A 15830-nucleotide genomic window follows, 5' to 3' on the forward strand; every position below is an offset into this window, starting at 1 on the left:
AAGGCTTTGATCCTCAAAGCCTTTTTTCCGCACCCCGTGCTGTAGCGTTTTCGCTACGGCCGTGAAATTCCATTCTCTACAAAAAACACTCAACCCCTTGATTTACAACGGCCAAATAAATATTGGCCGTGTTCTTGCTATGGACATTGCCATTCGGCTCGGCGCTGTCCGAGCATTCAATCGCGTCCACCAGACGAGTCTGGCCCCTGAGGAGTTTCCATGAGCGAGTTGCGTTTTACTGAAGATCACGAATGGCTGCGTACCGAAGCGGATGGCAGTGTCACCGTCGGCATTACGGCTTTCGCCCAGAACGCCCTGGGTGATGTGGTGTTTGTGCAACTGCCGGAGCTGCAGGGCTACGACAAGGGCGCCGAAGCCGCCACCGTGGAATCGGTGAAAGCCGCCAGCGGCGTGTACATGCCCCTGGACGGTGAAGTGGTCGCCACCAACCCGGCCCTGGAAGACAGCCCGGAACTGGTCAACGAAGACCCGCTGGGCGAAGGCTGGTTCTTCCGCTTCATCCCTGCCGATGCCGCTGCCGTTGGCCAATTGCTGGACCAGGACGCCTACGACCGCCTGATCAAAGCCAGCGCCGAAGCCTGAGGAGCCGCCATGACCGTCAACCTGAGCACCGCCAACGAATTCATCGCGCGCCACATCGGCCCGCGCCAGGGCGATGAGCAAGCCATGCTCAATAGCCTCGGCTTCGACTCCCTGGAAGCCCTGAGCGCCAGCGTGATTCCCGAGAGCATCAAGGGCACCAGCGTACTGGAGCTGGGCCAGGGCCTGAGCGAAGCCCAGGCCCTGGCCTCGATCAAGGCCATCGCCGCCAGGAACCAGCTGTTCAAGACCTATATCGGCCAGGGCTACTACAACTGCCATACGCCGTCGCCGATCCTGCGCAACCTCCTGGAAAACCCCGCCTGGTACACCGCCTACACCCCGTACCAGCCGGAAATCTCCCAGGGTCGCCTGGAAGCCCTGTTGAATTTCCAGACCCTGATCAGCGACCTGAGCGGCCTGCCAATCGCCAACGCCTCGCTGCTGGACGAAGGCACCGCCGCCGCCGAAGCCATGACCTTCTGCAAGCGCCTGAGCAAGAACAAGGGCAGCCACGCCTTCTTCGCCTCGCAGCATTGCCACCCACAGACCCTCGATGTGCTGCGCACCCGTGCCGAGCCCCTGGGGATCAACGTGGTGGTGGGCGATGAGCGCAAGCTGACCGACGTCAGCCCGTTCTTCGGCGCCCTGCTGCAATACCCGGCAAGCAACGGTGACCTGTTCGACTACCGCGAGCTGACCGAGCGTTTCCACGCTGCCAACGCCCTGGTGGCCGTGGCCGCCGACCTGCTGGCCCTGACCCTGCTGACCCCGCCCGGGGAATTCGGCGCCGACGTGGCCATCGGCAGTGCCCAGCGCTTCGGCGTGCCCCTGGGCTTTGGTGGCCCGCATGCGGCCTACTTCGCCACCCGCGATGCCTTCAAGCGCGACATGCCCGGCCGCCTGGTGGGCGTCTCGGTGGACCGTTTCGGCAAGCCGGCCCTGCGCCTGGCCATGCAGACCCGCGAGCAGCATATCCGCCGCGAGAAGGCCACCAGCAACATCTGCACCGCCCAGGTCCTGTTGGCCAACATCGCCAGCATGTATGCCGTGTACCACGGTCCCAAGGGCCTGACCCAGATCGCCCAGCGCATCCACCACCTGACCGCGATTCTGGCCAAGGGCCTGGTCCAGCTGGGCTTGACCGTGGAGCAGGAAAGCTTCTTCGATACCCTGAGCCTGCACACCGCTGGCCGCACCGCTGCGCTGCACGACAAGGCTCGCGCCCAGGGCATCAACCTGCGGGTGATAGACCCCGAGCGCCTGGGCCTGTCCCTGGACGAAACCACCACTCAAGCCGACGTTGAAACCCTGTGGAGCCTGCTGGCCGACGGCAAGCCCGCGCCGGACTTCGCGGCACTCGCGGCGGCGGTCACCAGCGCCATCCCCGCGGCCCTGGCACGCCAGTCGGCGATCCTCAGCCACCCGGTATTCAACCGCTATCACTCGGAAACCGAGCTGATGCGCTACCTGCGCAAGCTGGCGGACAAGGACCTGGCCCTGGATCGCACCATGATCCCGCTGGGCTCCTGCACCATGAAGCTCAACGCCGCCAGCGAGATGATCCCCATCACCTGGGCCGAGTTCGGCGCGCTGCACCCTTTCGCTCCCGCCGAGCAAAGCGCCGGCTACCAGCAACTGACCACCGAACTTGAAGCGATGCTCTGCGCTGCCACCGGCTACGACGCGGTGTCGCTGCAGCCCAACGCCGGCTCCCAGGGCGAGTACGCCGGCCTGCTGGCCATTCGTGCCTATCACCAGAGCCGTGGCGACGAGCGCCGCGATATCTGCCTGATTCCCTCCTCGGCCCACGGCACCAACCCGGCCACTGCCAACATGGCCGGCATGCGCGTGGTAGTCACCGCCTGCGACGCCCGCGGCAACGTCGACATCGAGGACCTGCGGGCCAAGGCCATCGAGCACCGCGAGCACCTCGCCGCGCTGATGATCACCTACCCGTCGACCCACGGCGTGTTCGAAGAAGGCATCCGCGAAATCTGCGGCATCATTCACGACAACGGCGGCCAGGTGTACATCGACGGCGCCAACATGAACGCCATGGTCGGCCTCTGCGCGCCGGGCAAGTTCGGTGGCGACGTGTCGCACCTGAACCTGCACAAGACCTTCTGCATTCCCCACGGCGGTGGCGGCCCGGGCGTCGGCCCGATCGGCGTCAAGTCGCACCTGGCACCCTTCCTGCCCGGCCATGCCGCGCTGGAAAACAAGAAAGGCGCGGTCTGTGCCGCTCCGTTCGGCAGCGCCAGCATCCTGCCGATCACCTGGATGTATATCAGCATGATGGGCGGCGCCGGCCTCAAGCGCGCCTCGCAGTTGGCGATCCTCAATGCCAACTACATCTCGCGCCGCCTGGAAGAGCACTACCCGGTGCTCTACACCGGTAGCAACGGCCTGGTGGCCCACGAATGCATCCTCGACCTGCGTCCTTTGAAAGACAGCAGCGGCATCAGCGTGGACGACGTGGCCAAGCGCCTGATCGATTTTGGCTTCCACGCGCCGACCATGTCCTTCCCGGTGGCCGGCACCCTGATGATCGAGCCCACCGAAAGCGAATCCAAGGAAGAACTGGACCGCTTCTGCGACGCCATGATCCGCATCCGCGAAGAAATCCGCGCAGTGGAAAACGGCGCCCTGGACAAGGACGACAACCCGCTGAAGAACGCTCCGCACACCGCGGCCGAACTGGTGGGCGAGTGGTCCCATCCATACAGCCGTGAACAGGCGGTGTACCCCGTGGCATCCCTGGTGGAAGGCAAGTACTGGCCGCCGGTTGGCCGGGTCGACAACGTGTTCGGCGACCGCAATCTGGTGTGCGCCTGCCCTTCGATCGAGAGCTACCAGGACGCGTAAGCCGTCCATCACTGGAGAGCCGTGCCCCTGCAGATACCGCGTATACCTGTAGGAGCCGGCTCGCCGGCGATGAGCGACCCCCATCAATCGGGTCGAACAGCGCGCCTGGATCGCGGTCAAGCCCGCGCCTACAAGTGCCTGCGTGCCGATCATCACAATAAGAAACCGGAGAACCAACATGTCCCTGAGCGTGTTCGACCTGTTCAAGATTGGCATCGGCCCCTCCAGCTCCCACACCGTCGGCCCGATGCGCGCCGCCGCGCGCTTTGTCGAAGGCCTGCGCCGTGAAGACCTGCTGAAGGCCACCACCTGCGTCAAGGTCGAGCTGTACGGCTCGCTGGGCGCCACCGGTAAAGGCCACGGCAGCGACAAGGCGGTGCTGCTGGGCCTGGAAGGCGAGCACCCGGACACCGTGAATACCGAAAACATCGCCGCGCGCCTGCAGGAAATACGCAGCAGCGCGCGCCTCAACCTGCTCGGCGAACACAGCATTGCGTTCAACGAGAAAGAACACCTGGCCATGATCCGCAAGCCCCTGGCCTATCACCCCAATGGCATGATCTTTCGTGCCTTCGACAGCGCCGGTTTGCAGATCCGCAGCCGCGAGTACTACTCCGTTGGCGGTGGTTTCGTCGTGGATGAAGATGCCGCCGGGGCCGATCGCATCGTTGAAGACACCACCCGCCTGACCTTCCCTTTCCGCAATGCCAAGGAACTGCTGCAACATTGCGCTACCTATGGCCTGTCCATCAGCCAGGTGATGCTGACCAATGAAAGTGCCTGGCGCCCGGAAGCTGAAACCCGCGCCGGCCTGCTGAAGATCTGGCAGGTGATGCAGGACTGCGTGGATGCCGGCTGCCGCAACGAAGGCATCCTGCCCGGCGGGCTCAAGGTCAAGCGCCGTGCCGCGGCCCTGCACCGCCAGTTGTGCAAGCACCCGGAAGCGGCACTGCGCGATGCCCTGTCGGTGCTGGACTGGGTCAACCTCTATGCCCTGGCGGTGAATGAAGAAAACGCCAACGGCGGACGGGTGGTCACAGCCCCCACCAATGGCGCGGCCGGAATCATTCCGGCGGTGCTGCACTACTACATGCGCTTCATTCCCGGGGCCAACGAAGACGGGGTGGTGCGTTTTCTCCTCACCGCCGCAGCCATCGGCATCCTCTACAAGGAAAACGCCTCGATCTCCGGCGCCGAAGTCGGCTGCCAGGGTGAAGTGGGCGTGGCCTGCTCGATGGCGGCCGGGGCCTTGTGCGAGGTCCTCGGCGGCAGCGTGCAGCAAGTGGAGAACGCCGCGGAAATCGGCATGGAACACAACCTCGGGCTGACCTGTGACCCCATTGGCGGGTTGGTGCAGGTGCCCTGCATCGAGCGCAACGCCATGGGCTCGGTCAAGGCCATCAATGCGGTGCGCATGGCCCTGCGTGGCGACGGGCAGCACTTCGTCTCCCTCGACAAGGTCATCCGCACCATGCGCCAGACCGGCGCCGACATGAAAAGCAAATACAAGGAAACCGCCCGTGGCGGTCTGGCCGTGAACATTATCGAGTGCTGATACGCAGCCTGTATCCGCACGTTTTTTTTCAGGAGTTGCCCATGTCCACCGAAACACTGTTGAAAACCCCGCTGCACAGCCTGCACCTGGAACTCGGCGCCCGCATGGTGCCGTTCGCCGGCTACGACATGCCGGTGCAGTACCCGCTGGGAGTGATGAAGGAGCACCAGCACACCCGTGAACAGGCCGGGCTGTTCGAGGTGTCCCACATGGGGCAGATCCTGCTGCGCGGCGCCAATGCCGCCCAGGCCCTGGAGACCCTGGTGCCGGTGGATATCATCGACTTGCCGGTGGGCATGCAGCGCTACGCCATGTTCACCAACGAACAGGGCGGCATCCTTGATGACCTGATGGTGGCCAACCTGGGGGACGAACAGCTGTTCCTGGTAGTCAACGCCGCCTGCAAGGACCAGGACCTGGCCCACCTGCGCCGCCACCTGGGCGAGCAATGCGACATTCAACCGCTGTTCGAGGAACGGGCCCTGCTGGCCCTGCAAGGCCCGGCTGCGGTCACGGTGCTGGCGCGCCTGGCGCCGGAGGTGGCGCAGATGACCTTCATGCAGTTCAAGCCGGTGACCCTGCTGGGCGTAGACTGCTTTGTCAGCCGTTCGGGCTACACCGGCGAAGACGGTTTCGAAATCTCGGTGCCGGCGGCCCAGGCGGAAAAACTCGCCCGTGCCCTGCTAGCCGAGCCGGAAGTAGCGGCCATCGGCCTCGGCGCCCGCGACTCCCTGCGCCTGGAAGCCGGCCTGTGCCTCTATGGCCATGACATGAACAGCGACACCACGCCGATCCAGGCCAGCCTGCTGTGGGCCATCTCCAAGGCACGTCGTGCCGATGGCGCCCGCGCCGGCGGCTTCCCCGGTGCCGAGGTGATCTTTGCCCAACAGCAAGGCGGTGTCAGCCGCAAACGCGTCGGCCTGCTGCCCCAGGAACGCACACCGGTACGTGAAGGTGCAGAGATCGTCGACGCCCAAGGCAAGGTTATCGGCAGCGTGTGCAGCGGCGGTTTTGGTCCGACCCTGGGCGGCCCCTTGGCCATGGGCTACCTCGACATAGAGCACTGCGCACTCGATACGCCAGTTGCAGCAATAGTTCGTGGGAAAAAGGTGCCAATGCTTGTAAGCAAAATGCCATTCGTGCCACAACGCTACTACCGCGGCTGAGGGACTGTTTCTATAAGTAACGCGGTTGCGTTAAAAGTGCACTAATCTGTAACGCAACCGCCATAAAACAGTGCATATTTTCGATACTGAACTTCACTTATAACGCCCGAAAACAATTGAACAACTCTATCGAATAAGCCCCGTACGCTAGTTCCGCCAAACCTCGGCAAGCTGAGTAAAACCGGGGCTTCGCGGGGCTTGTTTTTTCTCCCATAGTTGGCGTAGAGTTTCCCCACTGTGTTTGCATGGGTCGCTTGGAATCGTGACCTGGGCAGTAGCTAACAAGTTTGCTACAACCCGTTCGACGTCTCTTACTTTCCTGCAACCCAGCCCAGTACTCTTTCATGAGAAAGAGACTGTCATTAATTTTTTAGCGTCAAAGGAAATAAGAAATGTCCCAACGTCAGAGCGGTACCGTCAAGTGGTTTAACGACGAGAAAGGTTTTGGTTTTATCACTCCAGAAAGCGGTCCGGATCTGTTCGTACACTTCCGCGCCATTCAGGGCAACGGCTTCAAGAGCCTGAAAGAAGGCCAAAAAGTGACCTTCATCGCTGTGCAAGGCCAGAAAGGCATGCAGGCTGACGAAGTACAAGCAGAAGCTTAATCGTCTGTAACGAAAAAGCCCCTGATGCTGACATCAGGGGCTTTTTTGTGCGCGCAATTCCGTAAAATGGCTTCTTTTTTCAGTCGAGAGCCTGTCATGTCGAAACATCTGCTAAGCCCCCAAGGCGAGTTCCCCGCCGCCGGCCTGGGTCGTCGCCTGGCAGCGATGTTCTATGATTTCCTGCTGTGCGTTGCCCTGCTGATTGTCACGGGCGGCGTCTACAAGCTGATCCAGATGCAGATCATCGGCGAGGCGCGGATGCGTACCCTGACCGAGTCCGGCGCCCTGGACGGTGACCCGTTGTATTCCACGGTGCTGCTGTTCGTACTGTTCGGTTTCTTCGCCAAGTTCTGGACCCACTCCGGCCAGACCCTGGGCATGCAGGTCTGGGGTATCCGGGTGCAGAACGCCGACGGCAGCCGTATCAGCCTGTGGCAGGCACTGTTGCGCTTCATGGTGTCGATCGCGTCCTGGCTGTGTGCCGGCCTGGGCTTCTTCTGGGTGCTGGTGGACAAGCAGAAACGCAGTTGGCACGACATCTACTCCAACAGCCAGCTGGTGCGCATTCCCAAGCAGAAGAAGTAAGCCCGCCGCCTACAAAAACGCCCCGACAGATCGGGGCGTTTTTTTTAAGCGAGCAGAAGAACCGATCAGGCGTTGCCCGCCAGTTTCATCCGCGCGGCCTGGGTGAAATCCAGCATGCGCTTCAGAGGGCGGAGCGCATTGGGGATCAGCGCCGGGTCGACGCTGATCTCGTTGCTGCCATCCTTCAGGCACTGCAGGGTACGCTCCAGGGTATTCATGGCCATCCACGGGCAATGGGCACAACTGCGGCACGCCGCACCATTGCCGGCCGTCGGCGCCTCGATGAACACCTTGTCCGGGCACAGCTGCTGCATCTTGTAGAAGATGCCGCGGTCGGTGGCGACGATGAAGGTCTTGTTCGGCAGGCGCTGCGCGGCAGCAATCAGCTGACTGGTGGAGCCCACCGCATCGGCCAGTTCGATCACCGAGCTGGGGGACTCCGGGTGCACCAGAATGGCCGCATCCGGATACAGCGCCTTCATGTCTTCCAGCTGCTTGGACTTGAACTCCTCGTGAACGATGCAGGCACCGTCCCAGAGCAGCATGTCGGCACCGGTCTGGCGCTGGATGTAGGTGCCCAGGTGCTTGTCGGGGCCCCAGATGATCTTCTCGCCGTTATCCATCAGGCTTTCGACGATTTCCAGGGCGCAACTGGACGTCACCACCCAGTCGGCACGGGCTTTGACCGCCGCCGACGTGTTGGCATAAACCACCACGGTGCGCTCGGGATGCTGGTCGCAGAAGGCCGAGAACTCCTCCACCGGGCAGCCAAGGTCAAGGGAGCAGGTGGCTTCCAGGGTCGGCATCAACACCCGTTTTTCAGGGTTGAGAATCTTCGCCGTCTCACCCATGAAGCGGACCCCGGCAACCAGCACGGTCTTGGCCGGATGGGCATTGCCGAAGCGGGCCATTTCCAGGGAGTCGGACACGCAGCCACCGGTTTCTTCGGCCAGGGCCTGAATCACCGGATCACAGTAGAAGTGTGCAACCAGCACTGCATCCTGAGCCTTGAGCTCGGCAGCGATGGCGGCACGCAGATGGGCCTCTTGCGCAGCGCTCAAGGGTTTGGGCTGCTTGGCGTCGAGGTGGGCTTGAACCAGAAGGCGTTCAGAAATTTGCGTCATGTTCGCAAGACCTGCAGGCGCTTGAGGCGCGAAAGTCGAGTATACCACCGGCTCCGGACCGCTTAAGGCCCCGCCGGGAGAGTGAGTTCATCAGGTACGGACAACATTGGAGCCGCGCAAGGCTACAGAATATCCAGGGTATTCAAAAGCCTATTCTGCCCAACAGCCGCGCCCTACCCTGCCGGCGGCGCCTGCACCCGGGCGAAAGCCACCGTCACACACAACCCGCGTTTGGCCCGTTGGTCGGAGTAATCCAGCCAGACCCGGCCGGCATGCCGATCGGCAATGGCCTTGACGATGGCGAGCCCCAACCCGGAGCCCACTTCATCGCTGCCCAGCCCGCGATGGAAAGGGTCGAACACGCGCTCGCGCTCAGCCACGGCAATACCCGGCCCCAAGTCGCTGACCTGCAGCAGGATCTCGTCCTGCACCTGGGCCACCGACAGGTCTACCCGCCCACCTTGCGGGGTATAGCGGATGGCGTTGTCCACCAGGTTCTTCACCAGGGTCAACAGGTCCTCCTGGCTGATCAGCACCTGCCTGTCCGGCCCACCTTCCAGGCCGATGTCGATCGCCTTGGCCTCCGCCAGGGGCAGCAGGTCCTCCAGCACCCGGCGGTACACCCCGTGCACCGAGACCGGCTCAATCCGGCCATTGATGGCCGATTGTGCAGACGCCAGCCCGAGCAATTGATCGATCAGCTTCCTGCCGCGCTCGATCCCCCGGCGCAACAGTTGCAGGCGCTCCCGAGCCAGGCTGGGCATCTCCACCGATGCCAGGCGCTCGGCCTGCAGGGACAAGGCCGTCAGCGGCGAGCGCAATTCATGGGCGGCATCCGCCACGAAACGCCGCTGCGTCGTCATGGACTGAGTCACCCGCAGCAACAGGCGATTGATGGCCCGCACGAAAGGCCGCACCTCGGTCGGCAGATGGCGCTCGTCGATCGGGTGCAATTCCTGCTCGTCACGCAGATCGATCTCGGCCGCCAACTGCTCGATGGGACGAAACAGTTTGCGCACCAGATCGGCAATCACCAGCAACAGCACGGGAAACAGGATCAGGAAGGGCAACAGTCCACGCCAGGCGCTTTCCCGCGCATCCCTGTCACGAGCGCCGGTTTCCTGGGCCACGGCAATCCGCAGGCCGGCGCTGGTGGTCTTGACCAGCACCCGAAACGGCTCGCCGCCCACCGCCAGGGTCGACAGACCGTCCGCCAGGGTGGTGGGCAGCGGCAGGGGGATTTCGGCATCACTGTCCGCCGCCGCCCTGGCGCCATCGGCCAGGTATTGAACGACCACCCTGGATTCCTCGTTATCGTCGGCGACGACCTGCCCCGGCGGCGGGTAGGCCAGGGTCATGTGCTGGCGCTCGAACAGCGCGGCCACCTGGCGCAGGGTGTTGTCCTGCATCTCCAGGGCCTCGTCGAAGGCCGAGACATAAGCAAAGACTCCGGCCAGCAGCGCAACGATCAGCACCGCCACTGATAGGGCAATGGACAGCCTGAGCTGGACCGATTCGCTCAGACGTCTTTTGAAACCATCCATCCCATCCCCCTGACGTTCTTGATCACCTGGCTTCCCAACTTGCGGCGCAAGGCATGGATCAGGAACTCCACCGCATTGCTTTCCACCTCCTCGCCCCAGCCGTAGATGCGGTCTTCCAGCTCACTACGGGAAAGAATCGCCCCCGGGCGGATCAACAGCGCCTGCAACAAGGCGAATTCGCGGTTCGACAGCTGCACCGCAGGCTGCTCGAACGAGCTTGCCTGTTTCGATACCGGGTCCAGCGAAACCACACCATTGCCCAGCAGCGGTGCCGCGCTACCGCCTTTGCGACGCATGACCGCACGCATTCGCGCCAGCAGCTCGGCCATGGCGAAGGGCTTGAGCAGGTAGTCGTCCGCGCCGCCGTCCAGGCCTCGCAGCCGGTCATCGAGGCTGTCACGAGCGGTAATGATCAACAGCGGCACCGGGTTGTTACGGCGACGAATACTGTCGAGCACCTGTAACCCGTCCTTGCCGGGCAGGCCGAGGTCTAGCAGCACCTGGTCGTAATGCTGGCTGTCCAGGGCAGCCAGGGCGGTCACCCCATCGCTGACCCAGTCGGCGGCGTAGCCTGCATCCTTGAGGGCGCCCTGTATCGCCTCGGCGATCATCCCGTCGTCCTCCACCAGCAAGATCCGCATAGTGCCTCCGTAGTGAAACAGGCCCGGCCTGCGCTTGAGCAAGGCCGGGCCCGGGTCGAGTCCCCCCAAGGGTAATCACTCGCCTGCCGGTCTGCTGGAAAAGATGAGGGTCAGGCCTTGCCTTGCAAGCGACTGAACGTTGCCAGCAGATCGTCCATCGCCGACTTGCACTCGGCCTGTTGCGGGGTGCCGGCGCGCAGGGCGTCAAGTGCTCGGTCGATGCCCTTGTCCAATACATGCCAGTCACCGGCGGCACGAGGCTTCAAGCCGGCTTCGGCGGAGTCCCAGGCAACTTCCAGATCCTTGATCCGGCGCTTCGCCCCCGCCAGGTCCTGCTTGTCCACCAAGCCGGCCACATCACGGGCAATGGCCTGGAACTCGGCCAGGTCGCCCAGCCTGGAGGCCGTGGCCGCGGTAGCCTGGGCTGAAGCGGCAGTGCCGGGCTTGGGCGCATCGGCAGGCTTGGAACACCCCGCGGCCAGCCCCAGCAGGGCAATCATGGAAAGAGTCGTGGTGTAGCGAATGGCAGAGCGGATAAAGGCCATGATGAGTCCTTGAGTGAAGGTCGGATAATCAGTGGGAAAGGCGCTGACGGTTGTTGACGTTGAGCTGCGCGACGGTCACCAGCAAAAGAATCACGCAGAGGAAGATTGCGCTGGTCCAGGTGGCGCCCAGGCCCAGGCCACCGTAGGTCTTGGCTTGTGTCAGCAGGTCGCCGAGGGCGGCGCCAAACGGTCGGGTGAGGATGTAGGCGATCCAGAAGGTCAGCACCGCATTGCCCCCCAGGCGCCAGGCCACCAGGGTCACGGCAATCAGTGCGGCAAAGATCAGCGCTCCCAGGGTAAAGCCGAGCCCCAGCGCCTCGGTGGCCAGGTCCCCGGCGGCGGTTCCCAGGGCGAAGGTGCAGAGCACGGTGGCCCAGTAGAACAGCTCGCGTCGCGGGGTAACGATCTGGCGGATCGACAGATTGCGCTCAACGGCGTACCAGACAGCGCAATTGACCGCCAGCAAGCCTGCAAACACTGCGGTGCTGAGGTACAGGCTGATGCCCAGCTGATCGGTGAGCACATCGGTGATCTGGGTCCCGACGATGCTCACCAGGACCACGCTCAGCCAGTAGATCCATGGCGTGTAGGCCCGGCTGCGGAACTGCGCGAACAGCGCCAGCCCCAGCAACAGGGCCATGCCGATGCTGGTCACGCCCTGCCCCAGGCCGGCGTCGACGGCCAGGTAGTCGGCGCAGGTTTCGCCCACGGTGGTGGACATGATCTTGATGATCCAGAAGGACAGCGTCACCTCCGGAACCTTGTTCAGCCAATCGGTCTTGCTCAGCGGCTTCATCGGGTGCCTCTCCATAACGGCGCGTGTATTGGCGCGAAGCAGAGGCTACGAGGGAAAACTTAGCTGGAACTGAGGGCACCCCGAACGGGCCGGCTTCGATCACCAAGCAATGCGCTGCAAGGCCTCAGGGTCCAGCAGCCAGGTGAGTACATCGGGGCTATTGATCACCGAGCCATGGTGGCGCTGCTCGTCCCGCCAGTAGCGATTGTCCTGGGCCGGATCGAGCCCCAGGCCCGGGGGCAGCCCCTCGGCACTGCGCCCGGCGGACAACAGCACATCCACCGCGCGCCCCTTCAGCGGCACCGCCTGCCATTGGGACAGCAGCAGGATATTGCCGTGCACGCACTCGCGATTGACCAACTGCGCGTCCACCAGGTCATCGACGTAGGCATACTGCGGATCGGCCGCCAAACGCCGGGCAATGGCGTCCGGGGCCAACCCTCGAAGCTCGGCCAGCAGCGGCGGGTCCACCAACAGCAGCGGCCTGGCGGGTGCCGTGCTGCGGGCCACGCAACAGGCCGCCACATAAGCGCCGAAGGAGTAACCGAGCACCGCATCCAGGGTCGTCAGCTCATGCTCTTGGGCAATCTGCCTGGCCAGGTCTTCGACACTGGAATAGGGCCAGTAGTCGCTGTAGTTGACCTGCACCAGCGACACCCGCCCCTTGAGTGCCCGGCCCAGGGCGGAAAAACAGATCGGATGGCCGACGAAGTCGGGAAAGCAGATCAGTTTCATTGACGTTGCCCCGCCGCGACAAAGGATTCGAGAAATGCCCTGGCCTGCGGCTCGGGCAGATAGCTGTTGAGCAGCACTTCGCAGCCCAGCGCCGACTTGACCACCGTCAGGTCGAGCAGGGTCTTGGGCCACTCGCTAACCGGGTTGGCAATCCGCGTTTGCAACCACCGGGCGTCACTGGCCGGCAGCTCGACGAAATTGCACAGGAACGCCGGAGCAAAGCCGTACAGGCCCAGGGCCGCGAGTATTTCCTCGTAGCCCAAGGCCGCCCGGGCCAGCTTGGCATTCAGGTAATCCATGCAGGCCTGTGGCTCGCAGCCTTCGGCGAAGCGCCCGGGAGCCAGGGGCACGGGCACCGTGTAACTGGAGAATCCGCTGATCACCGAACGCTCAGCCCAGGCGAACAATAGATTGACGATCGGCGCCTCTATCCCCAAGCCTTCGGCACAGCCCTGGCGAAACGCCTGCAACAGGTGGAACAGACGCTGCGGCGAGTCCAGCTTCATCGGGTCCATGGCCAGTGCCGCCCGCAACTGCAGCGCCTGGGCAGTGGCCGCCGGCGCCGGGACATCGGCCAGCGGCGCGTACTCCTCGGCCTCTTGCTCCCAGGCCTCGGTGCCGGCATCTGCCAGACGCTCATATTCCTCGGCCTGCATCAGGTTATTGCCGACAAAGGAAAAATCCGCCACCGGCGGCGACTGCACACCCAGCGCCAACTGTTCCACGCTGCGCAGCAGGCTCAACTGGCCGACATGGTTGCCAAGAATGTGGTGCAGCCACAGCCCCAGGTGCAAGGTGCCGTCGATGCGCACCTTGAACAGGCTGCACAGGTCCTGCTCGAACAGTGACAGCGGCCGCTCAAGGAAATGCTCCACGCAGGCCTGCTGGCTGGGAAACTCCGCCACAGGCTCCAGCCACAGGCGCGCCGGCGGCTCGGGGGCCAGATCAAGACAGTACTCGCCCTCGACCCGCGCCACCCGACAGCCCGCCAGTGGATAGCGCTGCTTCAAGCCCTGGGCCAACGCCTGCAGGTCCAGCCCGGCGGCCGGCAACTGCTCGGGCCGGAACAGGTAGAGCACGTTGTTGGCCCGTAGATCCTTGTTGAACAGTTCGGCATACACCATCGACAACTGGCTCTTGTTCAAGCCGATCCAGCGGCTGTCGCCGGCAGCCGGCAACCGCCCGGAACCGCTGCGCAGCGCCTCCCGGGCGTGGCTGGCGGAGGTGGCGCGGACCACGGCAAAACGCCCCAGGTGAGTATTGATCGAAAACCCTGCATGGGCGGCGGGCAAGGACTCCTGCTCCGACTCGATCACGTAGTACTCCTGCGCACCGCTTTCCAGCAGGGACGCCAGGCCGGGTTGGGCCTGTAGCCAGTCCAGCAACTGGCCCAGGGTGGCCATGCGGTAGAACTGCTCCAGGCCCAGGCCTTCCCAGCCCAAGTGACGGTTCACCGTGCCCACCAGCTTGATCGCCGCCAGCGAGTTGCCACCGCTGTCGAAGAAGCTGCGCTGCAGGTCATGAGCCGACACGCCGAAACGCGCGAGAAAACGCCCTGCCAGCGAGTCGTCCGTTTCAGTGGCCGGCTGCCCGAGACACAGGCGCTGCTTGAGCTCAGCAATATCCAGCTTGCCGGAAGAGCGCAGGGCAAAGCGCTCAATCTCGACAAATCGCGACGGCACCATGAACGGCGGCAGGCTTTGCCGGCCATAGTCGGCCAGCGCCCGGGGCTCGACCCCAGGCGCCTTGAGGTACACCAGCAGCAACTGCGCTTCGGTTCCCTGGTCATCCAGCAACACCACACAATCGAGCATTCCCGGGTAACGCTTGAAGGCGGCGGCGACCTCGGTCAGCGACAGGCGCTGGCCACGCAGCTTGATCTGGTCATCGCTGCGGCCATGGAAGTGATAGAGCCCCTGGCCATCCCGGGAAACCAGGTCGCCACTGCGGTAGCAACGCAGCGTCCGGCCCTGCCATGGCAGGTCGATGAAGCGCTCCCGGGTCAGCCCGGCATCCCCCAGATACCCCGGGGACAAGCCGCCCCCGGCGATCAGCAGCTCGCCGGGTTCATCCTCCTCGCACGGCTGCCCGTCAGGGCGCAGCAGCAACAGGGTGGCATCGTCCACGGCCTGGCCGATGGGAATGTCCCGGGTGCTGTCGAAGCTGCGGGGAATGGCATAGACACAGGTACCCATGGTGTTTTCCGTGGGGCCATAACCGTTGTAGAGAACCAGCCCATCGGCGGCAGCATAGGCCTGGCGGACATGCCCTGCGGACAGGACCTCACCGCCGACCATCAGCCGCTTGACGCCCCGCAGCCAGCCGCGATCGATATCGACGAAGGTGTTGAACAGGGTCGAGGTCAGCCACAGGCTGTCGACCCCGGCCTCGTGGATGTAACGATGCAGGTGTTCCAGGGTCAGGGCGCCGGGAACATGGATATGCAATTCGCCGCCATTGAGCAGCGCGGTCCAGATCTCGAACTGCGAGGCGTCGAAGGTCAGGTTCGAGGCGTACAGCATGCGAAAGCCCGGCTGCAGCGGAAAATGTCGCGGCCGGTCGCAGAACCCCAACACCCCGCGATGGGTACAGGGAATGATCTTCGGCGCGCCGGTGGTACCGCTGGAAAAGTTCACGTACACCGGCTCGGCGCCGCATAGCGGCGGCCAGCACGCAGCCTCGTCCGTGGGCGCGAGCAACTCATCCAGCGCCAGATACCCCGGGCCACCGGCAACCTCCGGCGTGACCCGCCAGCGCACGCCACTGCGTTCACACACCGACTGGTTCCACTGGGGCGGGTTGTTGCGGTCCAGATAGCAGTACGACAGGCCGGCCCGCACCATGCCCACCAGCAGCACCAGTTGTTCAATCGAGCGTTCCACCTCCAGGCCCAGGGTGCTGCCAGGCGTCAGGCCCAAGCCCAGCAAGCGGGCCGCCACCTGTGCCGAACGCTGTTCCAGCTCTCGGTAGCTGAGCCGTGCGCCGTTGCAGCTCAGCGCGGTATCCGTGGCATGCCGGGCGAAGACGTCGTCCAGGCACGAAGCAATAGATAGATGAGCCATGCCG

13 protein-coding genes are annotated in these 15830 nt (G+C 63.8%); 6 read left to right on the top strand and 7 right to left on the bottom strand.

From position 1 onward, the window contains the following. Positions 1-219 precede the first annotated feature (219 nt). From gcvH to ACUXVH_RS18445, 6 genes are all read left to right on the top strand, one after another. The gene (gene gcvH / locus ACUXVH_RS18420) at positions 220-603 is read left to right on the top strand and encodes a glycine cleavage system protein GcvH (protein WP_011062894.1); all 384 of its coding nucleotides are present in this window, start codon (positions 220-222) and stop codon (positions 601-603) included. 9 nt (positions 604-612) lie between these two features. Then, positions 613-3468 carry an aminomethyl-transferring glycine dehydrogenase gene (gene gcvP / locus ACUXVH_RS18425; protein ID WP_065365374.1) on the top strand — a complete coding sequence of 952 codons (2856 nt, stop codon included), beginning with the start codon at positions 613-615 and terminating at the stop codon, positions 3466-3468. 178 nt (positions 3469-3646) lie between these two features. After that, positions 3647-5023 (top strand): L-serine ammonia-lyase, encoded by a 1377-nt coding sequence (locus ACUXVH_RS18430; RefSeq protein WP_065365373.1) that lies wholly within the window; start codon positions 3647-3649, stop codon positions 5021-5023. Between the two features lie 41 nt (positions 5024-5064). After that, complete coding sequence (gene gcvT / locus ACUXVH_RS18435; protein WP_065365372.1) at positions 5065-6189, top strand: glycine cleavage system aminomethyltransferase GcvT; 1125 nt, start codon at positions 5065-5067, stop codon at positions 6187-6189. 392 nt (positions 6190-6581) lie between these two features. Continuing rightward, a complete protein-coding gene (locus tag ACUXVH_RS18440) occupies positions 6582-6794 on the top strand; it encodes a cold-shock protein (RefSeq protein ID WP_007977299.1) in 213 nt (70 codons plus the stop codon). 96 nt (positions 6795-6890) lie between these two features. Further along, entirely contained in the window at positions 6891-7379 is a 489-nt protein-coding gene (locus ACUXVH_RS18445; RefSeq protein WP_011062898.1) for an RDD family protein, read from the top strand. Positions 7380-7444: 65 nt separating this feature from the next. Here ACUXVH_RS18445 and nadA read toward each other — a convergent pair whose 3' ends face one another. The 7 genes from nadA to ACUXVH_RS18480 all read right to left on the bottom strand — a co-directional run bounded on the left by nadA (position 7445) and on the right by ACUXVH_RS18480 (position 15826). Next, positions 7445-8503, bottom strand: a complete 1059-nt coding sequence (gene nadA, locus ACUXVH_RS18450) for a quinolinate synthase NadA (protein WP_015636755.1) — start codon at positions 8501-8503, stop codon at positions 7445-7447. Between the two features lie 173 nt (positions 8504-8676). After that, complete coding sequence (locus tag ACUXVH_RS18455; protein WP_065365371.1) at positions 8677-10047, bottom strand: ATP-binding protein; 1371 nt, start codon at positions 10045-10047, stop codon at positions 8677-8679. Next, positions 10023-10688: a response regulator gene (locus tag ACUXVH_RS18460; RefSeq protein WP_019094554.1), complete on the bottom strand. Its 666-nt coding sequence runs from the start codon at positions 10686-10688 to the stop codon at positions 10023-10025. Before ACUXVH_RS18460 ends, ACUXVH_RS18455 begins: the two co-directional genes overlap by 25 nt. A 110-nt stretch (positions 10689-10798) precedes the next feature. Beyond that, a complete protein-coding gene (locus ACUXVH_RS18465) occupies positions 10799-11233 on the bottom strand; it encodes a hypothetical protein (RefSeq protein ID WP_041119609.1) in 435 nt (144 codons plus the stop codon). Positions 11234-11261: 28 nt separating this feature from the next. Continuing rightward, on the bottom strand, positions 11262-12029 hold the full coding sequence (locus ACUXVH_RS18470) for a COG4705 family protein (RefSeq protein WP_065365370.1): 768 nt from the start codon (positions 12027-12029) through the stop codon (positions 11262-11264). A 99-nt stretch (positions 12030-12128) separates the two neighbouring features. After that, a complete protein-coding gene (locus tag ACUXVH_RS18475; RefSeq protein WP_065365369.1) occupies positions 12129-12764 on the bottom strand; it encodes a thioesterase domain-containing protein in 636 nt (211 codons plus the stop codon). After that, positions 12761-15826 (bottom strand): non-ribosomal peptide synthetase, encoded by a 3066-nt coding sequence (locus ACUXVH_RS18480; RefSeq protein WP_065365368.1) that lies wholly within the window; start codon positions 15824-15826, stop codon positions 12761-12763. Before ACUXVH_RS18480 ends, ACUXVH_RS18475 begins: the two co-directional genes overlap by 4 nt. Positions 15827-15830 lie beyond the last annotated feature (4 nt).

It is taken from the genome of Pseudomonas sp. 8(2025), from assembly GCF_052665325.1.